Annotated in this window: 21 protein-coding genes, 1 pseudogene and 1 riboswitch; of the genes and pseudogenes, 15 read left to right on the top strand and 7 right to left on the bottom strand. The window is 37.0% G+C overall.

Annotation, left to right across the window (positions count from 1 at the left end):
• Positions 1-94 precede the first annotated feature (94 nt).
• From AC056_RS01600 to AC056_RS01550, 11 genes are all read left to right on the top strand, one after another.
• The gene (locus tag AC056_RS01600; protein WP_077162538.1) at positions 95-940 is read left to right on the top strand and encodes an OmpA family protein; all 846 of its coding nucleotides are present in this window, start codon (positions 95-97) and stop codon (positions 938-940) included.
• A gap of 35 nt (positions 941-975) precedes the next feature.
• Positions 976-3,819 carry a BapA/Bap/LapF family prefix-like domain-containing protein gene (locus AC056_RS01595; RefSeq protein ID WP_077162537.1) on the top strand — a complete coding sequence of 948 codons (2,844 nt, stop codon included), beginning with the start codon at positions 976-978 and terminating at the stop codon, positions 3,817-3,819.
• Positions 3,820-3,961: 142 nt separating this feature from the next.
• Positions 3,962-5,488: a TolC family outer membrane protein gene (locus tag AC056_RS01590; protein WP_077162536.1), complete on the top strand. Its 1,527-nt coding sequence runs from the start codon at positions 3,962-3,964 to the stop codon at positions 5,486-5,488.
• Positions 5,485-7,614 carry a type I secretion system permease/ATPase gene (locus tag AC056_RS01585; protein WP_077162535.1) on the top strand — a complete coding sequence of 710 codons (2,130 nt, stop codon included), beginning with the start codon at positions 5,485-5,487 and terminating at the stop codon, positions 7,612-7,614. The genes AC056_RS01590 and AC056_RS01585 overlap by 4 nt, the downstream gene beginning before the upstream one ends.
• On the top strand, positions 7,614-8,804 hold the full coding sequence (locus AC056_RS01580; protein ID WP_077162534.1) for an HlyD family type I secretion periplasmic adaptor subunit: 1,191 nt from the start codon (positions 7,614-7,616) through the stop codon (positions 8,802-8,804). Before AC056_RS01585 ends, AC056_RS01580 begins: the two co-directional genes overlap by 1 nt.
• A gap of 407 nt (positions 8,805-9,211) precedes the next feature.
• Positions 9,212-10,150, top strand: coding sequence for a CDF family Co(II)/Ni(II) efflux transporter DmeF (dmeF, locus tag AC056_RS01575; protein WP_077162533.1), 939 nt, complete (start codon positions 9,212-9,214; stop codon positions 10,148-10,150).
• Between the two features lie 102 nt (positions 10,151-10,252).
• Positions 10,253-10,365, top strand: a riboswitch (yybP-ykoY riboswitch).
• Between the two features lie 59 nt (positions 10,366-10,424).
• Entirely contained in the window at positions 10,425-11,456 is a 1,032-nt protein-coding gene (locus AC056_RS01570; protein WP_228144349.1) for a sodium:calcium antiporter, read from the top strand.
• 344 nt (positions 11,457-11,800) lie between these two features.
• Positions 11,801-13,192 (top strand): putative bifunctional diguanylate cyclase/phosphodiesterase, encoded by a 1,392-nt coding sequence (locus AC056_RS01565; RefSeq protein WP_077162532.1) that lies wholly within the window; start codon positions 11,801-11,803, stop codon positions 13,190-13,192.
• A gap of 62 nt (positions 13,193-13,254) precedes the next feature.
• Positions 13,255-13,449: a hypothetical protein gene (locus AC056_RS01560; RefSeq protein ID WP_004702621.1), complete on the top strand. Its 195-nt coding sequence runs from the start codon at positions 13,255-13,257 to the stop codon at positions 13,447-13,449.
• 213 nt (positions 13,450-13,662) lie between these two features.
• The gene (locus AC056_RS01555; protein WP_039250617.1) at positions 13,663-14,595 is read left to right on the top strand and encodes a lauroyl acyltransferase; all 933 of its coding nucleotides are present in this window, start codon (positions 13,663-13,665) and stop codon (positions 14,593-14,595) included.
• Positions 14,596-14,638: 43 nt separating this feature from the next.
• Entirely contained in the window at positions 14,639-14,878 is a 240-nt protein-coding gene (locus tag AC056_RS01550; protein ID WP_077162531.1) for a hypothetical protein, read from the top strand.
• 104 nt (positions 14,879-14,982) lie between these two features.
• Here AC056_RS01550 and AC056_RS01545 read toward each other — a convergent pair whose 3' ends face one another.
• The 7 genes from AC056_RS01545 to AC056_RS01515 form a co-directional block, all read right to left on the bottom strand.
• Positions 14,983-16,338, bottom strand: a complete 1,356-nt coding sequence (locus AC056_RS01545; protein ID WP_077162530.1) for a dihydroorotase — start codon at positions 16,336-16,338, stop codon at positions 14,983-14,985.
• Positions 16,328-16,888, bottom strand: coding sequence for a carbonate dehydratase (locus AC056_RS01540; RefSeq protein WP_077162529.1), 561 nt, complete (start codon positions 16,886-16,888; stop codon positions 16,328-16,330). The genes AC056_RS01545 and AC056_RS01540 overlap by 11 nt, the downstream gene beginning before the upstream one ends.
• A 129-nt stretch (positions 16,889-17,017) precedes the next feature.
• The gene (folE2, locus tag AC056_RS01535) at positions 17,018-17,920 is read right to left on the bottom strand and encodes a GTP cyclohydrolase FolE2 (protein WP_077162528.1); all 903 of its coding nucleotides are present in this window, start codon (positions 17,918-17,920) and stop codon (positions 17,018-17,020) included.
• 150 nt (positions 17,921-18,070) lie between these two features.
• Positions 18,071-18,301 (bottom strand): helix-turn-helix domain-containing protein, encoded by a 231-nt coding sequence (locus AC056_RS01530; RefSeq protein ID WP_077162527.1) that lies wholly within the window; start codon positions 18,299-18,301, stop codon positions 18,071-18,073.
• A 133-nt stretch (positions 18,302-18,434) separates the two neighbouring features.
• Positions 18,435-19,439 (bottom strand): cytochrome d ubiquinol oxidase subunit II, encoded by a 1,005-nt coding sequence (gene cydB, locus AC056_RS01525; protein WP_077162526.1) that lies wholly within the window; start codon positions 19,437-19,439, stop codon positions 18,435-18,437.
• Complete coding sequence (locus AC056_RS01520; RefSeq protein ID WP_077162525.1) at positions 19,436-20,869, bottom strand: cytochrome ubiquinol oxidase subunit I; 1,434 nt, start codon at positions 20,867-20,869, stop codon at positions 19,436-19,438. Before AC056_RS01520 ends, cydB begins: the two co-directional genes overlap by 4 nt.
• 146 nt (positions 20,870-21,015) lie before the next feature.
• Positions 21,016-21,474 carry a DUF2946 domain-containing protein gene (locus AC056_RS01515; RefSeq protein WP_039250605.1) on the bottom strand — a complete coding sequence of 153 codons (459 nt, stop codon included), beginning with the start codon at positions 21,472-21,474 and terminating at the stop codon, positions 21,016-21,018.
• A gap of 223 nt (positions 21,475-21,697) precedes the next feature.
• Between AC056_RS01515 and AC056_RS01510 the strand changes: the two genes are divergently transcribed.
• The 4 genes and pseudogenes from AC056_RS01510 to AC056_RS19770 all read left to right on the top strand — a co-directional run.
• On the top strand, positions 21,698-22,189 hold the full coding sequence (locus tag AC056_RS01510) for a DUF2946 family protein (RefSeq protein ID WP_077162524.1): 492 nt from the start codon (positions 21,698-21,700) through the stop codon (positions 22,187-22,189).
• A 137-nt stretch (positions 22,190-22,326) separates the two neighbouring features.
• Complete coding sequence (locus tag AC056_RS01505) at positions 22,327-24,516, top strand: TonB-dependent receptor plug domain-containing protein (RefSeq protein WP_077162523.1); 2,190 nt, start codon at positions 22,327-22,329, stop codon at positions 24,514-24,516.
• 83 nt (positions 24,517-24,599) lie between these two features.
• Entirely contained in the window at positions 24,600-26,018 is a 1,419-nt protein-coding gene (locus AC056_RS01500; RefSeq protein WP_081410791.1) for a PepSY-associated TM helix domain-containing protein, read from the top strand.
• A 336-nt stretch (positions 26,019-26,354) separates the two neighbouring features.
• Positions 26,355-26,693, top strand: a pseudogene (locus AC056_RS19770) (TetR family transcriptional regulator); the annotation flags it as partial.
• Positions 26,694-26,759 lie beyond the last annotated feature (66 nt).

Here is a 26,759-nt window from a genome sequence, read left to right as displayed (position 1 = left end):
GTGATTTTTGCACCTTCACGTTGCAAAAAAGAGAAGTACTTCACAGATATAGAGATAACAAAGTTTTTTACTTTCAACATTTAGGGAAGGCTATATGTATAAATTACGATGGTTGGGAATAGCTGTGTCAATTGGGTTGTCTGCTTGTGCAGTAAACAATTATTCACAGCCTTCAGGCTTACGGTTTCAGGAAAGGAGTGTTAGCAATACACAAGTAGTAAATGTAAAACGAGACAATAAGTTATGTGCAGAAGACACTGCGGAAAATCAAAGTTGTCCTATTAATTTTTATATCGATAATATTCAAGCAGGTAGCTTCTATATCAACAATACAGCTCAGTATCGTTTGAAGCCTGAAACTTATAATTTCAAAGTTAAAAATTGTACTTCTAAAGAATGTCAATCATGTGATGTTGATCTTCGAGCCGATCAGTTAGCTGATAAAAACTTCATTCTTTCTGTAAGTGATAAAGGTAGACCTTATATCCTAAATAATGGGAAAGAACTTGTTTGTACAAAAAAAGAAAAGACTCCAGTTATTGAACAAACTTCAGTAATCGAATTATCAGCAGATACTTTATTTAAATTCGATGGCTCTACACTTAATGATTTGTTGCCTAAAGGGCGCCAAGAAGTAATGGATTTAACTTCTAAAATTTCGAAGGGATATGTTTCGGTAAGTCAAATTAAATTGGTCGGTCATACAGATCGATTAGGTAATGATAATTATAACAAACAGTTAGCGCAAAAGCGTGCCGATACTGTGCGTAATCTTCTAATTCAAAATGGGGTGCCTGATCGCATTATTAGCGCGACAAGTGCAGGAAAAACTCAACCTGTAACTGATGGCTGCCCTAACGTTAAATCACATGAATCCCTAAAAGCCTGTCTGCAACCAGATCGTCGTGTAACTGTCGAAATTACTGGGATTTCTAAGTAATTACCAATTTATGGAATAAGAATTTTAGGTGAAATATGACTAATTTTATTGTAATAGAAAAAGATTCTTTAGAGAAATCAATAGTTAATTCGAATCAGATTACTTTAACCGAAGCATCAATTGTACATACAAAAATGCATCGTGATGACGTTGAGGCGTTTATTCGTGATGGTAATAACTTATTGCTTAAGTTGAAAAATGGTGAAGTAATAGTTATTGAGAATTTCTTCACAGCTTATGATGATGTAGTTTCAGATTTGGTATTTGAAGAAGAGGGTTGTGTTCTATATTGGTTTGATGGACTTTCTGATTTTAAAGGTATTCCTGGATTAGAGGTTTTACTACCAGAGGCCGGTAGTAAACTTGTTAGTCTTTTACCTTGGTTAGCTGGTGTAGCTGCTGTTGGGGGGATAATTGCTGCAGCGAATAATGATGACAATAGTTCATCAACCCCACCAAATGGTACGAATGCTATTCAAGTTAAAAATGATGGATTAATTACCGGAAAGACTGAAAATATTCCTAATGGTAGTAAGGTAAATCTGACTATTACGGGTAAAGATAAAGATGGTAATTTAATTAGTCAGAAAATTGAAACCACTGTTAATTCTGATGGTAGCTATAAAGCAGAAGTACCAAAAGATTTTGCTGATGGCGAGTTGAAAGTAGAGTCTGAGGTTAAAGATCAAAATGGTAATGTTGTAAAAGCCGAAGATCAGTTAAAAGCTGGTACTGATGGCCTTGACCGAGTAGATGGTTCAATTACAGTTGATGTCGATACTCAGGGTCATATCACAGGTGGCACCACAGATGTTGCGCCGGGCAGTCAAGTGACTTTGACGATTACAGGTCATGATCAGGCGGGTAACCCACTTGAACAACAAGTGACTGCAACGGTACAGCCAGATGGTAGCTATAAGGCAGGAGTACCGGCAGGCTTTGCTGATGGCGAGTTAACAGTGAAGGCAGACGCGGTTGACCGTAATGGCACACCGGTGAATGCTGAAGACAGTCTTGTGAAGACGGATCATGACAATAATCCGGATACACCAGACCAAGGTGGTTTAGACCGAGTAGATGGTTCAATCACCGTTGATGTGGATACCCAAGGCCATATCACTGGTGGCACCACAGATGTTGCGCCGGGTAGTCAAGTGACATTGACGATTCAGGGCTATGATGGAAATGGAGAAGAAATTCAAATTGAGCGAATCGTTCATACTGATTCAAATGGTAATTATCAATATGCATTGATAGCTAGTGATGGGATTGCTATAGGTTTAGAAGGATCTAAAGTTACAGTAGTTGCTGATACACATGATCGTAACGGTCAAGACATCACTGCTCAAGATTCTGAAACAGTTGAAGCTGTTGTAAAAGGTGATTCTTCTAATGGTGTAACAAATGGAAATGACTCTGTTACTGGGACATCAGAAAATGATTTATTAGCTGGTGACACAGGTGGATTAAAAACGAATTTCGTTGCTGGCCAAGACTATAATGTTTCAATAGTTCTAGATTTATCTGGAAGTATGAACTATCGATTAGCTTCTGATTCGAATCCAACAAATGGTGAACAAAGTCGTCTTCAAATTGCTAAGGTTGGTTTGAAAGCCTTTATTCAGCAAATGGTTATGCACGATGGTGTTATTAATTTACAACTAGCCTCTTTCTCTAGCTCAGGCTATGCAGGCAATAACTACAATAAGTCATGGACAGTAAGTAAAGATAATCTGCAAGATATATTTAACTATATTGACGGATTAACTGCTGCTGGTGGTACTAACCCGAATAGAGGCTGGACAAAAGCAGAAAGCTGGTTTGATGGCAGTACAACAGGTTTAGAAACTGGCTCAATTGCTGCTAATACAAGCTACGAAAATCAGACCTATTTCCTGACGGATGGCAAACCGAATACCTATAATGGAACTGGTGCAAACCCAACAGCTACAGATTATGCTAACTATGATGCAGCTTTTGCACAATTAGCTGACATGAGTAAAGTTTTTGCTGTAGGAGTTGGTACAGCGACAGGGGTGCAAGAAGCAGTTTCTCGTTTTGACAACACTGATATAAATGGCGACAAGATAGCGAACTGGTCTAGTACTAATCATGGTGATGCTCATGCGATAGGCGATGCTAGTAAACTGATAGCTTACTTAATAGGTGGCTCCGAAAACTTTGCACCGGCTAATGTTGGAGATGACATTGTTAAAGGTGGTGCTGGAGATGATGTCTTATTTGGTGATGCGATAAATACAGATCATTTGACGTGGGCTGGATATGATCCTCTTCAGTATCCTAAATATTCGGGTTATTCAAAATTAATAGCATACTTAAAAGCAGAGGTTACAGGTGGTACTGAACCAAGCCAGCAAGATATTTATGATTATGTAAAAGAGAATTTTCATGATTTTGTTGCGGCTGATGCAGCTGATCCCGCAACTAAAGGCGGAAATGACACGATTTACGGAGGTGCTGGAAATGACATTATCATTGCTGGTGCTGGTAACGACATTGTTTATGGTGGTTCAGGCAACGATATTATTTCAACTGGTCGAGGTGACGATACCATTGTATATGATGTATTAAATGCAGCTGATGCTACAGGAGGAAATGGTACTGATACTTGGGTGGATTACGAAGCTAATGACAAAATTGAATTTGGAACGAATTTCTTCGAAGGTCTATTAGCAGATAAAAGTAATTTAGGTGATTACATTACTGTCGTTGATGATGGTAATGGTAATTCCATAGTTCAGGTAGATCGTGACGGTAGTAATGGAACTCATACTATGTCTGATTTATTAGTTATTGAAAATAAAGCTGGTTTAAGTTTGCAAGATTTACTCAATAATAATCAGATTATTATTGGCTAATTAAATTAAGCGGTTATAGATCATGGATTTATAACCGCTTTTTGCTTTTATTTTAGGTCGGTTAAAAGAAATATTATTTTATTTTAATATGTATTTTAATTGAGTGGTCAATAAGTAATAGATTTCATTCAGATATTTTAAGATGCCTTTCATTAAATCAATATTAGGGTGGATTTTATTTTCTCCTTTCTTTCTTTTTATAACACAAGCTCATGCAGATACATTTAAAAACTATTTAAATACTGCAAAGAATCACTTGAGCCAATATTTAGGAAATGAAACAGAAAATGATTTTCAAAAAGTAAGTATTCAAAAGTTAAGTGATTTTAACTTAGATGACAGATTAACTTTCGATACTCTGCCAGTAGTGACTTCTTCAAAAATATTAGAGAAGAATTTCATGATGCAAACTCCAAATGAAAATTTAAGATGGGAGCAACAACATCTAGATTTTACTCAGGCCATATATCAAGCTTTACAGCGTCGTCCAGAAGTTACCCAGAGCATAGCCACCATTGCTGGACAAAATGCGAGTATTGATGCGGCTAAAGCTGCATACTATCCTCAAATATCGGGTGGAATTACTACAGCGGACTTAACTTCAGGGGAGAGGGGAAGACAACTTTTTACGATTTCAGTATCTCAAATGCTATACGACTTTGGAAAAACTAAAAGTTCTGTAGATGTTGAAAAAGCTAGATTATTTCAAGACCAAGCAAAGGCTTTATCAAGTATTGATGATATTGCTTACCAGACAGCAAATGCTATTGTTAATATTAAACGTTATCAAGAAATTATACATATAGCTGATCAGCAGATTAATGGCATAGCACATATTGCTGAAATTGCAAATTTACGTGCAAATGCAGGTATTAGTAGTCAGGCTGATCCAGTACAAGCACAGTCGAATTTAGAAGCTGCTCAATCAAATAAAATTGTTCAGGAAACTCAACTTAAACAGTATCAACAAAAACTACGTAATTTATTGGGATACGATGTTTCAAATGTAGAAATTAATATTCCTGAAGATTTAGTTAAAAATGCAGGTCTTTATGATGAAACAAAATTTACATTAATTCCGGAAATGTTAGCTGCACAAGCTGCCATTCAAATTGCTAAATATCAGAAAGAACAAACAAAATTAAGTAATTATCCAACTATAAGTATTAAAGGAAATTTAAGTCAGGCATTAAATGGTAAAAATCCTAATAATAATGAAGATGATGGCTTTTATAATTCAATAATGCTCGAAACAACGAGTAATTTCTTTCAAGGGGGAGCAGTTCGTTCTAGAGAACGCGCTGCAAGTTATGCTGAAGAAGCAGCAAAAGCAGAGTTAAACACCGTATATTTAGATATCTCAGATCAAGTTCAGCTGATTCGGCAAGAGATAGAAAATAAGCAAAAACAAATTCAAGTTCTTCGAGAACGTCAAAAGTCTACTACACGTACAAAAGAGTTATATCAAGAGCAATATAAATTAGGTACGCGGTCCGTTGTTGATCTTTTAAATTCTGAGCAAGCCATTCATAGCGCAGCTCAAGAAATAGAGACAGCTAAATATGATATTTATTCGAATTTAGTACAGTTTATTAAAATAACTGGCCGTTCACGAGATTTATATCATTTAAATAATACTTCTATCCAAGGGTTTCAGATTCAGCCATGAGCAATGTAATTAATTATCAGCCATGGCTTCAAGCCATTTTAGTCATTGCTAAACATTATCTTATTGATCCTTCTGAAGAGAATCTTAGACTTCAATTTGATTGGAATCAGGATCAAACAATAGATGACGTCTTAACATTGGCAACACGCCAAATTGGAATGAATTATCGTAAAGCAAAATTCAATTTAGATGAAATTAGTCCATGGCATTTACCTGTAATTATTGAAATGAAGGAGGGACAGGTAGGTGTATTAGAGAAAATTGATACAAATCAAAATGTAAGTGTTCAAGTAAGTGGTGATCAAGGTTTAGCACAAGTATTTACGTTCGATGTCCTTAAATCAAATGTAACTAATATTTATATTTTAAGACCTGAAAAGTCTTTGCCAGATGCTCGTATTGATGAATATATAAAACCGTATGAGGCCAGTTGGTTCTGGGCAATTATTTTACGAGATTGGAAAAGATATATAGACATTATGTTTGCTTCATTAGTCGCAAATATCTTGGCTTTAGCAACAATCATTTTTTCTATGAATGTTTATGACCGAGTTATTCCAGCTCAGTCAGTTCCAACCTTATGGGTATTAGCTGGAGGGGTATTAATAGCAGCAATATTTGAATTCTGTTTGCGCGTAGCTCGTATTTATTTATCTGACATTTTAGGAAAGCGTGCTGATTTAAGCATTTCAGATCTAGTATTTGGCCATGCTTTAAGAATTAAAAATAAAGAGCGCTCTAAATCAACCGGGACTTTTATTTCACAAATTAGAGAACTGGAAGGCGTTAGGGACTTAGTAACATCAACCACAATATCTGCGATTGCTGATCTGCCTTTTTTCTTTTTATTTCTTATTATTTTTTGCTTGATTGGTGGCAACTTATTTTGGGTGATGGTGATAGTAGTACCACTAATGATTATTCCTGGCATTTTAATACAAAAACCACTGGCCAAATTAGCTTCTGAGGGAATGCGAGAAAGTGCTATACGTAATGCAATGTTGGTTGAATCCGTCCAAGGAATTGAAGACATAAAGTTGTTAAGAGCTGAATCCCGTTTCCAAAATCAATGGAATCATATGAATGAAGTATCAGCTGATATTTCAATGCGACAACGTAAATTGGTTGGCGTCATGATGGCATGGACTCAAAAAATACAAGGCTTGGCTTTTGCTATTGTTGTATTGATCGGTTGTTTTAGTGTGATGAAGGGAGAAATGACAACAGGTGCTTTGGTGGCTTGTTCAATCCTTTCATCTAGAATGTTAGGACCAATTGCACAAATATCAGCGGTATTAGGGCGTTTACAGCAAGCTAAAGTTGCTAAAACTGGTTTAGATGAACTTATGAAAAAGCCAGTTGACCAACCTCCTCATGCACATTTGATTCATAGACCAGCATTATCTGGAAAATATGAGTTAAACCAAGTCGAATTTAGATATAGCCAAACTGATCCCAAACCAACATTACTAATTCCGAAACTCACTATTAAAGCTGGAGAGAAAATCGCAATTTTAGGACGTAATGGTGCAGGGAAATCCAGCTTACTGCAGTTATTAGCGGGTATGCAAGAACCTGTAAAAGGTCAAATCAAGGTGGATGATATTGCTTTAGGTTTGATTGATCCATTGGATATTCGTCGTGATATAGGTCTTTTAAACCAAAATGCTCACTTATTTTTTGGATCTATTCGAGAGAATTTGAAATTGGGGGCACCTTTAGCCACTGATTTAGATATTTTGAATGCATTAAATCTAACAGGTGCTTTAGATTTTCTACAAGAGAAAAAAGAGGGTTTGGACTATCAGATTTTGGAAGGTGGAGCAGGTCTCTCGGGCGGGCAGAAACAAGCCTTATTACTGGCTAGGTCATTAATTCGAAAACCTAATGTTTTATTACTAGATGAACCTACAGCGGCTCTGGATGATGTTTCTGAAAAGCAATTTATTGAACAGCTTCAGAGTTGGTTGGGTAATAAAACTTTACTTGTTGCGACTCATCGACGAGCAATATTAGAGTTAGTTGATCGAGTCATTGTTGTCAATAATGGAAAAATTGTAATGGATGGCCCTAAAGAGCAGGTTTTGAATTTATCACAACCTAAGCAACAAATAGGAGTCGAATAATGAGTTCCCACCAAATAAATTTGACCAGTTCAAATAAAAATAAACGACTAGGACATCCTTTACCTAAAGTTAGTATCTTTATATGGATTATTTGTTTCGGGCTTCTTGCTTTACTCGTTTGGGCTTGGTTATTTAAATTAGAAGAAGTTTCGACAGGCACTGGAAAAGTTATCCCCTCATCAAAAGAGCAGATTATTCAATCTTTAGAAGGTGGAATTTTAACTAAACTCAATGTTAAAGAGGGCGAAATTGTTGAAAAGGGCCAAAGCCTTGCACAACTTGATCCAACCAGATTTGCATCCAATGTTGGCGAGACTAAATCGTTGCTCCTTTCTGCCAAGGCAACAGCTGCTCGTTTAAGTGCTGAAGTAAATGGGATAAATCTAACATTTCCTAAAGAGGTATTAGAAGAGCAAGCACTTGTAAATGAAGAAACGGCTCTTTATCACTCTCGACGTTCAAATCTGGAACAGTCTCTAGCAGGATTAAAAAAAGCTCTGGTTTTAGTGCAACAAGAATTGGCAATGACGGAACCACTAGTTGCCAAGGGAGCTGCTAGTGAGGTTGAGGTATTACGTTTGAAGCGTCAGGCAAATGATTTGATAAATCAGATGAATGATATTCAAAACCAATATTTGGTCAAGTCTCGTGAAGAATTGGCAAAAGCAAATACAGATATCGAAACCCAATCTCAAGTTGTAAAGGGTAAATCTGATACGCTTAAGCGGGCGATTTTTAAGTCACCAGTTCGAGGTATTGTTAAAGAAATTGATGTTATGACAATTGGTGGTGTTATTTCTCAAAATGGGAAGTTGATGACAATAGTTCCTTTAGATGAAAAACTACTAATTGAAGCACGTATATCGCCAAGAGACATCGCTTTTATTAGACCTGGTCAAGAAGCTTTAGTTAAAATTACTGCCTATGACTACTCTATTTATGGTGGTTTAAAAGGAAAAGTTACTGTTATTTCTCCAGATACATTACGTGATGAAGTTAAACAAGACCAGTTTTACTATAGAGTTTATATCCTTACAGACTCTGATAAATTAACGAATAAGAATGGAAAATATTTTAGTATTACACCGGGTATGGTAGCGACTGTAGATATTAAAACAGGAGAAAAAACTATATTAGATTATCTAGTCAAACCTTTCAATAAAGCAAAAGAAGCTTTAAGAGAAAGATAATAAAAATTAGATTTTAGTTTTGTGAGTAATATTTTAAGCAATCAGATTTTTTGATTTTTTTAGATATTTTAAATTATTTTAAGGAGGTGTAATTTAATTTTTTAGTTGGACTATTATTTTTGTATTAACCTTTTTATTAGCGCAAAAAATAGGTTATAAGAGCCCATGTTAAAGTGGGCTATTATTAAGTTTAAAAATTTTATTTAGTCCATACCAATATAGCATTGGTAACAAATTTTAATTATTGAAAAAGAGTAGTGGACGCCGAAAGATTTTTTCTACAGAAGTGACTATTTTTTGATGGGTTTCAATTCGATTTAAAAGTTTTCTGGTCTTGGTCGTGATGTAACTTATTTTCCTTCAAAAAAATATATACTATGGGGGAGTATTAATAAAAGACCATAAATATGGAAATTAACAGCAATTTAGAACGTTACCATTCTCATCAGTTCGATGAAGGAAACCCGCTTGCTCAAAAGAAAATTTTGATCGCAACGATTTTAACTGCTGTGATGATGGTTTTTGAAATTGTGGGTGGATGGATCTTTAACTCCATGGCTCTTTTAGCTGATGGCTGGCACATGAGTTCACATATGGTTGCTCTAGGGTTGGCCTATGTCGCTTACAAAATGGCTCGCCGTTATGCTCATGACAAACGCTTTAGTTTCGGAACTTGGAAAATCGAAATTTTAGGTGGGTATAGCAGTGCAATCATATTAATGGTCGTTGCACTGTTAATGGGATTTCAATCTATTGAGCGATTACTCCATCCTGTTGATATTCATTATAATGAAGCGATTTCTATTGCTGTTGTGGGGTTGGCAGTCAATTTAATATGTGCGTGGTTATTACACGATAATCATGAACATCACCACCAACACCACGACCATGAGCATAGTCACCACCATCATCATGATCACCATCACGATTTAAACCATAAAGCTGCGTTTCTACATGTGGTTGCCGATGCCGTAACGTCTGTATTAGCCATAGCCGCACTTATAGCGGGTAAATATTTTGGATGGAATTTTTTAGATGCTTTGCTGGGTATTGTAGGGGCGATACTTGTTGCACAGTGGTCATGGGGGCTTTTGCGTGACACAGGAAAAACGTTACTAGATGCTGAAATGTCACATCCAGTAGTCGCTGAAATCCAAGAAGTGATTGAGCAATTATCACAAGTGAAAATTACAGATTTACATGTATGGAAAGTCGGTAAAGGAAAATTTTCATGCATTTTGGCTTTAGAAACAGACCGAACAGATTTAACACCCGATTCAGTTAAAAAGGCTTTGTCTATTCATGAAGAAATTGTACATGCCAGTGTAGAAATACATTTTATTTAGTGGATAAAGAGAGCTTTAAAACCGACTGTGAATTTTTAAAGTTCTTGATCATTTTGTCAGACCATTTTTGTAGAGTTACTTTTCAATCACTGGTAAAATTCACCCATTGTCATTGGGGAGTAGCCATTCCTAGTACCCAACTAGGAAGACCACGTCAACAAACTTGAGATCAGTATCTCATGGCGTGTTCAGCCACTGTATACACAGTGTGAGCTAGGCGAGACCTTTGGCCGCAACGTACTTTGCTAGTCGGGCGAGGAGCGTTGTCGTGCCAATGGTTTCTTATTCGCCCGGCTGGACTATTCGTATGCTCCTCACGTTCATCTTATTCTTTGTGTCCGCCGCGGCAATTTACCTAGCCTGTGAATATTTCGTCAATGGAATTGAATGGTTTGGTAAGCGTCTTAATCTTGGTGCAACAGCAGTAGGCTCGGTACTCGCAGCTTTTGGTACAGCGCTACCTGAAAGTGCGGTGACCTTTATGGCCGTCGTATTTGGTGATACCCCAGAACAAAAAGACCTTGGTGTTGGTGCTGCAATGGGTGGCCCATTGGTTTTAGCGACCTTGGGTTACGCCGTAGTCGGTCTGGTATTGATGCTTCATCGCAAAAAATTAGCTCGAACTTCGCATAAAGTTCAAGTTGATTATGCCCGTTTAAGCCGAGATCAAGTGTCGTTCCTTGCTATCTTTGTTTTAAAAGTAGCGCTTGGTTTAGTCGCATTTACCATTAAACCTTGGTTAGGCATTCTATTTTTAGCGGCTTATGCAGCTTATGTCTGGCGTGAGATTAAGGAAGCTGATACATCTTCCGATGAAGAAGACCTTGAACCGCTCAAGTTCCGTCCTAATACAGCCGAACCGTCACTAGGGTGGGCTGGTCTACAAGTATTGGTCGCTTTAGTTGTAATTAGTGTTGCGTCACATACTTTTGTTGCTCAGCTTGAAGCGATTGGTACAGCGCTAAGTTGGCCGCCACATTTAGTTGCTTTATTACTGAGTCCAGTTGCTACCGAATTACCTGAGATTATGAATGCGCTGATTTGGGTACGCCAAGGTAAAGAGCGTTTGGCTTTAGCAAATATTTCTGGTGCCATGATGATTCAGGCCACCATACCAAGTGCATTAGGTATTTTCTTTACGCCGTGGCGTTTTGATACCTTGTTGTTAGCCTCTGGCATTATTACTGCATTAGCGATTGTGTTTCTGTGGAATTTATTCCGCCGTGGCACAGTCGATGACCGATCATTGGTTGCAGTAAGTGCGCTGTATGGTGTTTTCGCAATTTTAGTTGTGATTTATCTCTGATAAATATTAACGCGCTGGACATGTGCCAGCGCGTTTCATTCGTTGTATTTGCTATTGATTAGATAATCTTAAAAAACAATGAGCTAATAACCTTGTAAAATCGGTAAATAATTAACCAATTGTCCTATTTTTCATAACTTATGCCCTGTACCTTAGTAGCAGAGGCTTGTACCCTGAGTGAATCATAATTTAAACTTATGGGGTCTTTGAAAGGTCCTCTTTTTTGACTAAATTTATTAAACAAATGAACTTTATTTTGTGTAATAAAATACTTTCTAAACGCATAAAAGATAAATAAAAACTTTATAGAAATTAAGTTTGATTGTTAAATTCTGAAATAGAGCATGAAGGGCAATATTGGTGCTTTTGTTATATTTATGGTTGATTTACCTATGATAGCTTCGTCTTACTTAAAAAAATGTAAAAATAATTACCACAACATAAAAGACCAGCAGCTTACCATCGCAGCTAAAGCAAATATCTTTATTTGTATTATTTTTTGTCTGTTCTGGACCATATATTTCGCATTTTCAAAAATGTGGATCATTGTTTATATGGATATCGTTTTTACACTGCTTTCCATTTTTAGTTTTTTTCTCATTTATATAAATCGAATTTCAGCGGGTATTCTTTTATCTCAAGCTGTTCTACTTGTTTTTCCAGTCGTTTTTTGCGTATTTTTTGATATAGCGACTACTCATCATCCTCAAGTTGCTCATTTGTTTTTGCCTGCTGGGGCAATATTAGGATACTTAAACTACCGCAGAAATCCGAGTTTCTTACAACTCGTTTTAATTTTACTATCAATCGCGTGCTTTATATTTTTTAGTGGCAGCTCTTTTACTTTAGAGCATGCTATACCGCTATCGGAAAATACTCGGAGTCATGGTCGATGGATTGCAATTTGTGTCGCCACGCTCATGATTTGTATATCCATTTATACCATGCAATTAGAAATACAAATAGAAGATTCCATGGCGAAAGACTTACGTTTAGCACTCGGCAAAGAGCAATTTGAATTGTTTTATCAACCTCAAGTCAATGCTTCTGAAAAGTTAATTGGTGCCGAGGCTTTACTCAGATGGCATCATCCTGTTTTGGGTTCTGTTCCCACACAAGATTTTATTCCTGCGGCACAAACTTTAGGATTAATGCCTGAAATAGGTACATGGGTTTTAGCTCAAGCCTGCAAAGTTTTACAAGATTGGAGTAAACAAGAGCAGACTAAAGATTTGACACTTTCAATCAATATTAGTGCTGATCATTTCATGCAACCTAACTTTGAGGAAACCGTAATTTGCTTGATTCATAGATATGACATAAATCCATCTCGGCTTATCTTGGAAATTACTGAAAATATTGCTTTGAACAATTGTGTGAGCATGATTGAAAAAATGAATTCCTTATCTGAAAGAGGAATTCAGCTTTCTCTTGATGACTTCGGGACAGGTTATTCATCTTTAAGTTATTTGCAAAAAATGCAAATTAGACAAATCAAAATTGATCGTAGCTTTGTACAAGCAGCGTTGGATGATAAACGCAGTTATAAATTAGTCTCGGGTATTGTTAAAATTGGTCTAGATTTAAACCTTCGAGTGTTAGTAGAGGGAATAGAAACGGCCGAACAATTTTATGCTTTTAAAAATAATGGTTGTATTGAGTTCCAAGGCTATTTATGGGGCGTTCCAATGCCGTTAAATGACTTTATTAAACAGTTGCCAACTTTTAATAAATAAGTAAAACAGATCTAAATTTTGTTCTATAGTGGTGACATCTCATAAAATAATAGAACATTGTTATGCCAAGAGAATATAAATATTACCAAGTAGGTTCAACACATTATAATCTTGAACAAGTTGTTAAATTTACAACCAGTTCTGATTTAAGTTCTGTTCTTGTTCGATTCGCAGATGGCTCAGACGTAGAGTTTACTTTTGAAAATGAAGATGAGTATTCAGAATTTCTGCAAGTCATACGAGGTGTGGATTTCTAATTTTTATCTATGATTTATAAACTAATTTAGATAACTAAAACCATATAAGTAATTGTTAAATATAATGTAATTTTAAATGTAAACATGTCGGGTTGTCATCATGTTATATAAATTTTTCTAATAAATTAATCTACATATTAAGACACACTTTGCAAACGGATGTAGATTCGGGCTGTGTTAGGATGAAGACCTATACCTCTAGATATTTACAGTATGACGAAATCTGAACCGCAGTATCAATCTGGGCAGTTTCAATTTTCCTTTCTATCATTAAAATATTGGGGTATATGGTTCGCAGCTTTTATTCTCATGTTTCTTGCTTACTTGCCTTGGGCAATCCAGTGGCGTTTAGCAAAGGTTTTCTCAAAAATTGCTTGGATATTATTAGCTTCGAGACGGAAAACAACATTAAGAAACTTACAAGCTTGTTTCCCTGAAAAAACACCTGAGCAAATTGAAGCCAAAGCAAAGCTAGTCTTTAAAGACACCATGATAGGGATATTTGAAGCCTTAAACGCTTGGTATTGTCCTGAATGGTTTAAAAAAAGAGTTCGTATAGAAGGCTTGGAACATCTGGAACAGAATCGGGATAAGGGTATCTTGTTGTTAGGCACACATAGTACTTTACTAGATGCTGGTGGCGCTGCATGTACCTTATTTTTTGATATGGATGTGGTGTATAGACCACAAAATAATCCTTTTATGGATTTTCTCATTCATCGAAGTCGTGCTCGGGTTTATAAAAACCAAATTGCGAAAGACAACATGCGTAGCTTAATTTCAAAACTAAAAAATGGTCATGCAATCTGGTATAGCCCTGATCAGGACTTTGGTTTGAAACAAGGTGTGATGGCATCATTCTTTGGAATACAGGCGGCAACAGTAACAGCCCACCGTAGACTTATGGATATTTCAAATGCTGTTGCAATACCGCTATATTTTTATAGAAGTGGGGATATTCGAAACCCTCAATACAATGTGCTCGTCGAACCTAAACTTGAAAACTTTCCAAGTGAATGCGAAGTAAATGATGCTGAACGCGTCAATAAAATTATTGAGAACCAAATTCGAATCGCCCCAACACAATACATGTGGTTCCATAGACGGTTTAAAACTCGTCCGATTGGTGAAGCAAAATTCTACTGATAGATTTTGCTTTCATTATTTAAGATTGAGTTGCTTCTTATCTTTGCTTAGTAGCTTAAAGTATATTTTCGCTGCATTGGTCATCGCGCTTTCAGCTCCGACCTTTGGACAAGACCATGGTTATCGCGAATCACATCATGGTTATGGTCATGCTTATCACGGTATGCATCATGGTAAAGCTTATGCTTATCATGGCAATCATCATGGTAAAGGGTACTATCATAATAAAGCACATGGCGATCATGGGTCTGATATGCATAGCCGTGGACGCGGTCATTGGTAATTCAACGCACTACAAAAAAAACCGCAATATTTTGCGGGTTTTTTATGGTTCAATCTGAACAAGTTATAACATCTAATTTAATTATTTTTAAATTTTCACTTGAGTTATCTGTCTATGTCCAATGCTTCACCTCGACAACTTAGAAATAACTGATTTTGATGCCAAGCCAACTGTCCTGAAACAATAGTTGTATCAACTTCATAGCGAAAGCTTTTGTTTTGAAATGGAGTCCAGTTACATCGCATATAGTTTTTTTGATCTTTAACAGTGACAGCTTCTTTATTTTCTTTAAGCAGAACCAAATCTGCCCAGTAGCCTTCACGTATATACCCTCGATCTTTGAGTTTAAATAAATCAGCAACTTGGTGCGATGTTTTCTTAACCATTGTTTCTATATCTATTTTTTTATCTGCGACAAGTTCCATGAGTGCAGGAATAGCATGTTGAACTAAAGGTAGGCCAGATGGTGCTTTTAAATAGGATTGTTGTTTTTCCTCCCATGTATGCGGTGCGTGATCTGTACCAATAATATCTAAGCGATTAGTTTGAGCGATGGCAGTGATAAGTGCATCTTTGTCTTGTTGGGTTTTGATGGCTGGATTACATTTAATTAAATGGCTAAGCGCAGCATAGTCTGATTCATCAAAAGTAAGGTGATGAATACATACTTCCGCAGAAATATGCTTTAAATTTAAGGGCAAATCTTTAAACAAACATAATTCTTTGGCTGTACTAATATGTAAAATATGCAGTTGAGTTCCATATTTTTCTGCTAAAGAGACAGCTAAACGTGAACTCTCAAAACAGGCTTGTTTATCCCGAATTTTAGGGTGCATATGTGCTGGAATGTTTGCACCATATTTCTCAAAATATAATTTTTCTCTTTCTTTAATGCGCGGTGTATATTCGCAGTGCGTTAAAAGAATGGTTGGGACATTTGCAAATAAACGTTCAAGCACTTGTGGATCATCTACCAACATATTGCCAGTAGAGGCGCCCATAAAAACTTTTACACCGCTGATGAGCTTGGGATTAAGCTGTTCAACAATATCTAAATTTGCAGAACTTACTCCAAAATGGAAGGCATAATTTGCCATGCTATATTGGGCGGCTATTTGCTTTTTTTGTATTAAGGCATCTAAAGATAGGGTTGGTGGATTTGTGTTGGGCATATCCATATAACTGGTAATTCCACCAATGACTGCTGCCATAGATTCCGAAGCAATACTGCCTTTATGGGTTGAGCCTGGATCTCTAAAATGGACTTGATCATCGATCATTCCGGGAATTAGCCAGTTTCCGTTAGCATGAATGGTTTTAGCGTTAACAACATGAGGAATGCTTGGTGCAATTTTTTTGATTCGTCCATCTTGAATAAGTACATCTACACATTGCTGTTTTCCCTCATTCACTACATTGGCATCTCGAATAATAATTTTAGAATAGGGTTTAAAACTCATTGTGTAATGCCTTATAGCCTTTAACCAACTCAATGTTTGTTGAGACAACACTCTCTGAAAATTCACTGATAGAGATATCAACCGGAGGGTATTGGTTTAAGTCAGTTTTAGGGTTGATGTAGCTCATTGCGGGAACATAAAAATGGTTCGGTAAATCACGTCCGTCGACGACTGCGTTATGGCGAATAGCGCTGTAATTACCGACCTTGCAGTTAAATATGACGCTGTTGAAACCCACGAAAACATGGTGACCAATTTCACAAGGCCCATGAATAATTGAACGATGAGCAATTGATGTACTTTCACCAATCACAACTGATGCACCAGCTTTGGAGTGAATCACAACACCATCTTGGATATTGGAATTTGCGCCAATAATAATAGGTTCCATTTCTCCATTTTCGTCGGTTTCATCTGCACGAATTACGGCATAAGGACCAATAAATACATTGGCATGAACAATGACCTTGCCACAAATAATAGCGGTTTGATCGACATACGCTGATTGATCAATAACAGGGAGATGGCCAGATGGGTTTTTACGTAGCATGGAATTACCGTTTAGATCAGTTTATTTAAGTTGAGATGGTGAGAGGGATAAGCTGAAACTATTTAACTCATGGGAAATACAGTTTTTTTAAACCCGATAACGCGTAGTTTCAGTTGGTTATAGAATGTCCTACCACTGCCAAGACCCTTGAGCCACAGCATCATGTGCATGCAGGCTTTCTGCATGAGTCACTCTAAATTTGAAACCATGAATATATTTGTGATGTATAAATGAGCCATAAAGTCGTCTTAATGCATCTTCGCAGAACATTAAATTTTGACCGTTGGCAACAGCAAATGCCTGTTCATCAATCCGTTTTACAGCAGTTTGTACGGGTGTCATTAAGGCTAGTTCAGCTTGGTTTATAAACGCGATGAGTGGAATTTCATGAAAGTCTTGGTTTAATTTAAATTGAAGTAGGGCAAAGCTTCTTTGACTATGTGGCGTTGCTGCAATTGCATCGGTGGTATTTAACCAGCTCATAATATCTTGTGGATCAAGCCGAATTTCTTGGTTTTGTAAGGCTGACTCAAACCGTTGTTGAATAATATTTCTTGAAAGTGCAGCAGAGCATGGACAGGTTGAAGAATAGGGAATCTCGACTTTTAATTCTGCCTCGAATTGATCATTAAAGAGTTGGCATGACAAAACAAAAGGATAACTTTTCCACCCTGAAAGCTTGCTGACTAATGCTGGTCGTTCGATATAAAGGCTACTGTGAATTTCAATTTTTGCATGCTGCGATAAATCTTGATGGCTTTCTAAAAAGTCTTCTAAAACTAATTTTAGATCGAGCATATTAATATTTTCGAGGGATGTTAACTCTAAAAGACGTGTATACAGACGTGACATATGGATGCCCTTTGCTAAGGGATCATCTAAACTGACATAAGCATTGACCTGACTTGAGCATAAAGTATTTTCAATACGGACTGGCAAGGCGATGTTTTCCATACCGACCCAATCAAGGCGGTAACTATAAGCATTTGGTAAAGTTGGCTCGGCAGAGATATCTGGGAGAACAAGATTCATTATTAAGAACTTAAATTATGAAATTAATGTTATGTTATAACATAACATTAATAACTGGCAAGTTTGCTAGATGGCTTAAGTACCTTGATAAATTTTAATTAAGTAAAAAATAAAGAAGAAAAGACCATGCTTGTGCATGGTCTTTTCTTGTTAGGTCAGATTTTTCAAAACAAATTCGGGTGATTTAATAAATAGCCGAATAAGTGCTTGAGACGGTTTAGAAGGGTGCCTAATTCCTCTTTCCCAACTTTCTAAAGTGCGTATTGATATTCCTAGCTTACTTGCAAGTTGGGCTTGTGAAATTTTCATTTGTCGCCGTGCTCTGATAATTTCATAGCCAAACTCTTGCTCGTGCATTTGCATGATGGAGGGCATATCCATTGTGTGATCCTCCTTTAATAAGCAAGCTGCAAAAGTAATCTAAAGAACATTGCAATAGTGAGTAGACTTAAGAAACCAGCAACCCAGAGTAAAATAAACCATTGGAATTTCGATAATTTCATGTCATTTACTCTTAGTGATAACCTTCATCACCTACACGTACTTTGTCCCTAAACACCCAATAAGCCATAATGGTATAGATGATGATAATAGGGATAAGTACGAGCGCGCCTATAAGCGCAAACAATTGACTATTGGCAGGCGCTGCGGCTTCCCAAATCGTAATTGATGGCGGAATAACGTATGGAAAAATGCTAATCAGAAAACCGGTATAGGCCAAAAATACTAAAGCCAAGGTATATAAGAAGGGCATTGATTCTTGCTGTTTTTGACAGGCTTTAATGGTGAGATAAGTAAAAACTACAACCAAAATAGGTACTGGACTAAAGTAAAGAAGCTGATGTGCATTGAACCAACGTGCTGCAATAACCGGATGAGCTAATGGGGTATAAACACTCACAGCAATAAAAACTAACAATAGCGTCATAATTAGTTTTGGCATTAAGCGATACATACTCGTTTGTAATTGCATTTCAGTTTTCATGATGAGCCAGCCGCAACCAAGTGCTGCATAGACAATGATTACGCCGAACCCTGTAAAAACTGAAAAAGGCGTTAACCAATCTAATCCGCCGCCTGCATAGCGACCGTCAATAACATGGATACCTTGAATATATGCACCAAGAATGACGCCTTGTAAGAAACTTGATAAAACAGAACCTCCAATAAAAGCAGCATCCCATAAGTATTTGGTTCGATTCGCCTTAAATCTGAACTCAAAAGCGACACCGCGAAAAATTAGAGCGATCACCATGAGAATAATAGGTAAATATAAAGCAGATAAAACTGCTGAATAAACCATCGGAAATGCCGCAAACAAACCAGCACCGCCAAGTACCATCCATGTTTCATTACCGTCCCAGACAGGTGCAACGGTATTCATCATTACATCGCGTTCCTGCTGGTCTTTGATAAAAGGAAACAAGATTCCAATGCCTAGATCAAAACCATCAAGTACAACGTATATAAATACGCCAATTGCAATAATGACAATCCAGATCAAAGATAAATCAATCATGAAGATGCTCCTTGTTCTTGATCATCAATATCTTCATCAGTTGCACTTAGAGGGCGCATTGGTGTTTTAAAGTGTCCAACACCGCCAACCTCATTAACTTGGCTATAAATGAACTCAGGCCCTTTATTAATCAATTTCAGCATGTAATAAATGCCGATTCCAAATACGATGCAATAAACCAAAACAAAAATAATGAGCGTGAGTCCGACTTGTTCGGCAGATACAGGAGATAATGCATCTTTAGTTCGCATGACCCCATACACAACCCAAGGTTGACGTCCAACTTCTGTAGTAAACCAACCTGCAAGTAAAGCAATAAAACCTGACGGGCCCATAACTAAAGCGAAGCGATGAAACCATTTACTCTCATAAAGCTTGCCAGTTTTTCTTAGCCATAATCCTGTAAGTGCCAAAAGCAGCATAAGCATGCCAAGCCCGACCATAATTCGGAAACTCCAAAATACTACAGTCGAATTCGGACGATCTTCTGGTGCAAAATCTTTCAAACCTTTTACGCTTCCGTCTTTGGAGTGAGTAAGAATTAAGCTTCCAAGATTTGGAATTGAAATCGCATACTTAGTGCGTTCTTCTTGCATATCTGGAATACCAAATAAGTACAGCGGCATTCCCTCGTTATGATTGGTTTCCCAATGACCTTCCATTGCTGCAAGTTTTGCTGGTTGATGTTCTAAGGTATTTAAACCGTGTGCGTCACCGACAAAGATTTGTACTGGCGCTAAAATTAAAATCAGCCAAAGAGCCATAGAAAACGACTTTTTTACTAACTCATCACGGCGACCTTTAATTAAATGCCAAGCTGCAGTACCTGCTACAAGTAAAGCTGCAACCATAAAAGCTGCGATTGCCATATGCGCAAGTCGATAAGGGAAGGAAGGGTTAAATACAATTGCAAACCAGTCTTGAGGAACAATTATGCCATTCTCAATTGAGAACCCTTGAGGAGTTTGCATCCAGCTATTTGAAGATAAAATCCAGAACATTGAAATACAGGTACCTATCGCAACCATAAGCGTTGCGAAGAAGTGAGCTTTTTTACCCACACGACCCCAGCCAAACAGCATAATTCCTAAGAAACCGGCTTCCAAGAAAAAAGCACTAAGAACTTCATAGGTGAGTAAAGGGCCTGTAACTCCACCTGCAAATCTTGAAAATTCGCTCCAGTTGGTTCCAAATTGATAGCTCATGACCACACCAGAGACAACGCCCATTCCAAATGCAACCGCGAAGATTTTGACCCAATACTTAAAAAGATCTTTATAGATAGCGTCATTGGTACGCAGCCAACGCCATTCTAAAACAGCAAGGAAGCTTGCAAGACCAATCGAGATTGCAGGGAAAATAATATGAAATGAAACGGTAAATGCGAATTGGATTCGAGCCAATTCAAGTGCTGTTAAACCTAGAGTCATACGAGCACCTCAAATTTTATTTGATTTGCTAAAACGACAGTTGTAGTTATCTCTACCTGTTTAAGAGCATGATTTTGAAAAGAAAGCATTACTATAATCTCTTGAAAAATATATTTTTTTCAAAACATAAAGTTTTGAGTATCAAGTTAGACTGATAGCAATAAAGGTGGGGCGCGGCCTTGGGGAATAAGAAAAAGCTGTTGAAGCTTAAAGAAAACATGAAAAAAGTTTTCTAGAAAAGCAAGAAACCGAACCTGAATTCTGACCAGAATTTGTTTTAAATCCAGATCTGGCAAAGGCAATACGTGACTGTAAACAACACAGTACTGACATTGATGACCCGCATCATGATGATGTGTCGTATTTTGCTTCGCTTCAGCTTTGGTGACGGAAGAAGAGGTCATATCATGCATTTGATGATGAGATAAATCATCATGATGCATTGAATGGTGAGAATGCTGCTCTGAAGAGTGATTGAATTGCAGTGCTTGGACAATAGTCTCACATACTGGAGAAACTTGATATTTCTCTGGTAGTAATGGCTGTAAGAAAACAGCGATTTGTAACAAGATTGCTGCTAAACCAAGCAATCTGCCTAAAACCATTGACACCCAATTAATCACTTTATGGAAATCACTTGCGCAACACTATAACAAAAAATCTAATTTCTTAAAGGCATAAATCAATTTTTTTATAAAACTTTGATTTTTTGCTATTTTATAAGCTTAATTAGCCACAATTAGTAATCAAATGAATTGAGATAAATATATCTAACAATAATTAAAAAAATCTTTATAATCTGCCTGTTTCATTTTTTGTACATTGCGTATGTTGAATCATCGGACTGCTTGTATTTTTTTAGCCATCTTTGCATGGCTAATGCAGCTTTCTGTTTTTATTACGCCTATTCTTGTAAAACATCCTGAGCTAAATTTCGGTATTTGTGAACAGTTGGCTAGTGTAAGTGTAATGCCATCAATTTCTAGTCATCAAGCACATGAAATGCATCATACACAGGCTTCAGTCAAGCATACAGTACATGTAAAAAGTGAAGAGCATTCAAAGCTTATCAACCATATAAAAGCCTCTGATACTTCTGCTAATGATCAGCATGCTAATAGCTTATCGTGTAAATTCTGTTTACTTCTTGGACATCAATTTAATCCAGTATTACTGAGTTGTTTACTCATTTTACTGAGTATTTTGCTTTATGAACCCGTTCTAGTTGCTCTAACAGCATATTTCTTTAAGTTACATCAAAAACTCTATTTCTATTTGTTCCAGAATAGAGCTCCCCCAAAAATTCAGTTCGCGATTTAATTTTATACAACTTGTATGAAATTGATCTAATTCATTATTTTTCCTTACTTGAGTCTATTGAGTCGTATAACGACATTCAATAAGGCTTGGTATGGAGTCATCGTATTGAAAAATTCTGATCCGAATTGGGTTATTTTATGAATATTACTGAACAACATTATTTGCCTAAAGCTTTAACTATTGCGATGAGCTTGATCACGCTAGGTATACAACAAGCTCATGCTGAAGCGACCACTCCATCAATCACAAATGAAACAGCAAAGTCTGTTGATCAATTACCAACAATTTCCGTTATGGCGAGTCGTGGTACTGCGCTAAAAGATATGGACATCAGTACAACTGTATTGACGCGGACACAAATTTCAAATGCGCCAGAAACAAGCATTGATCAAATTATTAATAAAATTCCAGGAATTGTTGTGCCTGCACGGCCATCAACACAAATTCATCCTACAGGGCAAATGCTAAACATTCGTGGTTTTGGCACTTCAACCAATGGCTTAACGCTTGTGTTACTCGATGGCATTCCAGTCAATGATCCATACTTTCGTACAATCAATTGGGCGCAAATTCCAAAGGATCAAGTTGAAAGAATTGAAGTCATTCGAGGGGGCGGTGCAACGAGCTTGTGGGGAAATATGGCGATGGGTGGGGTAATTAATATTATTACTCGCCATCCTGAAAATAAAACAGAGTTAAGTGTGAGTGCCGGTAGTTTTGATAGTCAAAGTTATGGCATAAGTACGGGCTATAAAATTGATGATCATTGGGAAGTCGGGCTAAGTTACGACGGAAGTCGATCGGATGGCTATCAACAAATACCAGAGCAATATAGACATCCTGCAATGACAACAACCCAGTCGCAGACAGATAATGTTTATTTTAAGACAACTTATACGCCTACAGACTTCTCACAATATTTTTTGACTTTGCAAGCTAGCCAAACCAGTGAAGACCATTCGACATATGCTTTAGCAAATAACCAGTGGAATACCTATCGAGCCTCTTTAGGTGGTAAGACTGATATTACCAAAGACACTTCCTTGAATCTGCTGGGTTGGTATCAATATACCGAAATGGAGACTCAGAACGCTTCAAACAATGGTTACACCTTAGCAACACCAAATAATGGCACGCCGTTCGTGAGTCAAAAAGAAAAAGCTGAATACGATAGCTTTGGAACATCGATGTATTTGCAAACTGCTTGGAGGAACTTAACAGACTTAAAAGTTGGTGTGGACTACCGCCAAATTGGAGTTAAAGATCCGTTAAATATTTATAATGCTTCAGGATATCAGGGGAATATTACTGCAGAAGCAAATCACCAATTTGCGGGAATATTTGCTCAGGGAGTGTATAGACCATTTGTTATTCCTTTAGATATTACCTTAGGTTTACGTCAAGACTATTGGAAAGCAAGCGATGCAAAAACCTATGGAAATTATCGCGGCAGTGATATTAATAATGCATTGCCAGATCAGTCATCAAATCATTTTAATCCACGTATAGGTTTAAAATATCAAGTCAATGATATGTTAGATTTACGTGCTGCTGCGTACAAAAACTTTTCTGCGCCTGGGCTAAATCAAATGTATCGTAGTTTTGTGAGTGGGACGGGGTATACCATTCCAAATACAGATTTAATGGCGCAAACCAACAAGGGTGCTGAAGCTGGTTTCGATTTCAAATACCAAGACTTTAGTTTGTCAGGCACTTATTTTAACAACAAAGTAAATAACTATATTGACTATGCGACTGTAAAAACAGGATGTTCAGTGGTCAATAACTACTGTGGTACGGGCGTTACTTCAGCTCAAACCTTGAAACAGTACATTAATGCTGGTGATGCAAAAATGCAGGGCTTTGAGCTTATTGCAAACTGGCAGATATTTGACAGGCTTAGTTTAAACGCTGGTTATACAAGAACTAAAGCAGAACTGGTTTCGACCACTAATCCGGCTTCTGTGACACCGACTGGACAACAACTTGGTCAAATTCCTTTGTGGAATGTGAGTGCTGGAGCTGCATGGCAAGCAACAGACAAACTCAATATCGCTTTACAACTCAGAGATTTCCCTGACTACTGGAACAATACAGCACATACCCAGAAAAATGATGGCGCACTGACAGCAGATATTAGTGTCAATTATCAAGCCAATGACAAGTTAAAGTTGTACCTGATTGCTCAAAATATTGGTGACACATCTTACTATGATCAAGGGTTAAGTTATCTGGCCGATGGCAGTGTAAATACCTCAGGTTCAGGTACTGTTCCAAGTTATGCATTGCCGTTAGCAGTCACCGTTGGCGCTAAATACACCTTTTAATCTTGCATTTTGTTGAATGAGTAAAAAATACAGAGATTTAGCTTTTAGTCTTAATCGCTGTATTTTTCTATGGAGGTCGCACTATGCAGATGATACAGCGTAGTACAGAGCAGAAAATACATACACAGAAAAACCCAAAACAAGGGTTAAGTTACACAACAGTATGGCGATGGCATTTTTATGCCGGCTTATTTTGTATACCTTTTATTTTATGGCTTTCACTTACAGGTTTAATTTATCTTTTTAAACCACAAATTGATGAGTGGATTGATCGACCATATAACAATTTGGTTATTCATCAAGCCAAGTCGCCATCAGTTCAGGTGAATGCGGCTTTAAAAGCAGTACCAAACTCTATTTTTTCTGCGGTAGAACTTGGGCCAAATGAGCATTCTGCAACTCGTGTTTTAGTTGCGAAAAATGCAGAAGTTTATAAAGTTTATATTCATCCTGAATCTTTAGAAATTTTGAAAATCATTAATCAAGATGATCAATTTACCAGACAGGTTTTTCATTTACATGGAGAGCTAATGCTGGGTGATAATGGTTCTAGAGTTGTAGAAATTGCTGCCTCTTGGACCATTATCATGATTGTGACAGGTATTTATTTATGGTTGGGCAAAGGTGGCAAGCTTTCATTTGGAGGTATGGTCTATCCGCGATTAAACCGTAAAGGCCGTGCCTTTTGGAAAGATATCCATGCGGTGACAGGTTTTTGGGTAGCGTTTTTTACGATATTTCTACTCATTTCAGGATTACCGTGGACAGCTTCATGGGGTGGGATGCTAAAAAATATTCGACAATGGTCTGCTCCAACTATAGTTCAGCAAGATTGGACAACCAGTAGCAAAGAAGAATCACACCATCAAAAACAAAAGTTCGACCAAGCTGTTAAACATATGCAATCTGAGCATCATCATATGATGGTATCCCAAACCACTCGATTGAATGTTGAACAGGCACATATACTGGACGACTTAATTTCAAAAGTTGATACTTTCAAACTACAGCCACCTATACAAATTCAACCTTCAGGTGCAATGGCAGGAACTTGGAGCATTTCATCACAAACTCAAAATAGGCCTTTAAGAGAAACGTTTATTTTTGATGAACATGGAAACATGATTAAACATGAGACATTTGCAAATAAACTGCTGCTTGATCGTTTGATTGGATATGGCGTTGCGATTCATGAAGGTCAAATGTTTGGTTTACTGAATCTTATGATTGGTGTTTTTACTGTCATTGCTCTAATTTTAGTGAGTATCAGTGGACTACTGATGTGGATAAAGCGGAAACCACAACATGAGCTAGGTGCTCCACCTATAAGTTTACCTTACCGCCTAAGCCTATCATTGAAAGTATTAATCATAACTATAGGCATAATACTGCCGTTACTGGGTTTAACCTTAATTGTTGTTTTATTACTCGAAAAGTTTTGCTTTAGTAAAATTCCAAGAGTCGCACAATATTTGGGTCTAACTAAACTTTCTACAGGTTAAATCTTTCTGTCTTTATTTTTGATGGTTTTCACCAGCCTACTGAAACATAAGATCCCTTCAGTAGGCTGATTATATAAATAGATTCAGCTTTTTATATCTATTTTATAAACCCAATTTAACAATAACCTACTCATTGTTTAGCCTTACTTTTTTAATGATCTAATTTAAAACAAATGTCATTTTGTGTGCTTGACGCCAATAAATTTGGGCACTATTCCTTGCCTACAGGCAACATTACCAGTCGGTTCTAGCAGACCGTGATGAAAGTTCGCATCAGACTTATTCTGTTTGAGGAATACTCTTATATGTAAATTCCTAGTCTCTTCACGTGAATTTGTCGAGTATGAGCAATACACAAGCGGGATAGATAAGCTCAAAAAGCTTTATTATTTACATACTGATGTAGAAGAGCCATATTATTTAATATTTAAAGCCATTTTTGAAACTAAAAATAACTGTCCAAATGCTTTTCAGACCGCGATAAGGTACAGAAAATGGCTGACTAATGAAATCTATAGCTTACTTTGAATGTTACAAGGCAATATATTATTTAATGATGACAAATTATTTTCATAGATGACTAAAGGTACAATTATTCGGCTTTTAAGCTTAGAGAAAAGAGATGCTATATTAGCTTGCTTTTCTGAAGCATTCATTAAAAAGAGTGAAAAATAAATTAATTTAGAGTTAAAAAAATAAAACAAATAAGTGGTGGTATTTAATAATACTGCCAATTTACTA

This window comes from Acinetobacter genomosp. 33YU (assembly GCF_001990725.1).
Classification (GTDB): Bacteria; Pseudomonadota; Gammaproteobacteria; order Pseudomonadales; family Moraxellaceae; genus Acinetobacter; species Acinetobacter seifertii.
The sequence above is the reverse complement of the archived record's forward strand: the minus strand, read 5'-3'. Positions and strand labels throughout refer to the sequence as shown.

What these genes read in the sequence shown, in the direction of transcription:
- AC056_RS01565 (WP_077162532.1), top strand. Translation starts at nt 11,801, where the DNA reads ATGAAGGGCAATATTGGTGCTTTTGTTATATTTATGGTTGATTTACCT.
- AC056_RS01590 (WP_077162536.1), top strand. Translation starts at nt 3,962, where the DNA reads ATGCCTTTCATTAAATCAATATTAGGGTGGATTTTATTTTCTCCTTTC.
- AC056_RS01515 (WP_039250605.1), bottom strand. Translation starts at nt 21,474, where the DNA reads ATGGTTTTAGGCAGATTGCTTGGTTTAGCAGCAATCTTGTTACAAATC.
- AC056_RS01595 (WP_077162537.1), top strand. Translation starts at nt 976, where the DNA reads ATGACTAATTTTATTGTAATAGAAAAAGATTCTTTAGAGAAATCAATA.
- AC056_RS01520 (WP_077162525.1), bottom strand. Translation starts at nt 20,869, where the DNA reads ATGACTCTAGGTTTAACAGCACTTGAATTGGCTCGAATCCAATTCGCA.
- folE2 (WP_077162528.1), bottom strand. Translation starts at nt 17,920, where the DNA reads ATGAATCTTGTTCTCCCAGATATCTCTGCCGAGCCAACTTTACCAAAT.
- AC056_RS01560 (WP_004702621.1), top strand. Translation starts at nt 13,255, where the DNA reads ATGCCAAGAGAATATAAATATTACCAAGTAGGTTCAACACATTATAAT.
- AC056_RS01505 (WP_077162523.1), top strand. Translation starts at nt 22,327, where the DNA reads ATGAATATTACTGAACAACATTATTTGCCTAAAGCTTTAACTATTGCG.
- AC056_RS01555 (WP_039250617.1), top strand. Translation starts at nt 13,663, where the DNA reads ATGACGAAATCTGAACCGCAGTATCAATCTGGGCAGTTTCAATTTTCC.
- AC056_RS01570 (WP_228144349.1), top strand. Translation starts at nt 10,425, where the DNA reads ATGGTTTCTTATTCGCCCGGCTGGACTATTCGTATGCTCCTCACGTTC.
- AC056_RS01600 (WP_077162538.1), top strand. Translation starts at nt 95, where the DNA reads ATGTATAAATTACGATGGTTGGGAATAGCTGTGTCAATTGGGTTGTCT.
- AC056_RS01545 (WP_077162530.1), bottom strand. Translation starts at nt 16,338, where the DNA reads ATGAGTTTTAAACCCTATTCTAAAATTATTATTCGAGATGCCAATGTA.
- AC056_RS01580 (WP_077162534.1), top strand. Translation starts at nt 7,614, where the DNA reads ATGAGTTCCCACCAAATAAATTTGACCAGTTCAAATAAAAATAAACGA.
- AC056_RS01500 (WP_081410791.1), top strand. Translation starts at nt 24,600, where the DNA reads ATGCAGATGATACAGCGTAGTACAGAGCAGAAAATACATACACAGAAA.
- AC056_RS01585 (WP_077162535.1), top strand. Translation starts at nt 5,485, where the DNA reads ATGAGCAATGTAATTAATTATCAGCCATGGCTTCAAGCCATTTTAGTC.
- AC056_RS01540 (WP_077162529.1), bottom strand. Translation starts at nt 16,888, where the DNA reads ATGCTACGTAAAAACCCATCTGGCCATCTCCCTGTTATTGATCAATCA.
- AC056_RS01530 (WP_077162527.1), bottom strand. Translation starts at nt 18,301, where the DNA reads ATGGATATGCCCTCCATCATGCAAATGCACGAGCAAGAGTTTGGCTAT.
- cydB (WP_077162526.1), bottom strand. Translation starts at nt 19,439, where the DNA reads ATGATTGATTTATCTTTGATCTGGATTGTCATTATTGCAATTGGCGTA.
- AC056_RS01510 (WP_077162524.1), top strand. Translation starts at nt 21,698, where the DNA reads ATGTTGAATCATCGGACTGCTTGTATTTTTTTAGCCATCTTTGCATGG.
- dmeF (WP_077162533.1), top strand. Translation starts at nt 9,212, where the DNA reads ATGGAAATTAACAGCAATTTAGAACGTTACCATTCTCATCAGTTCGAT.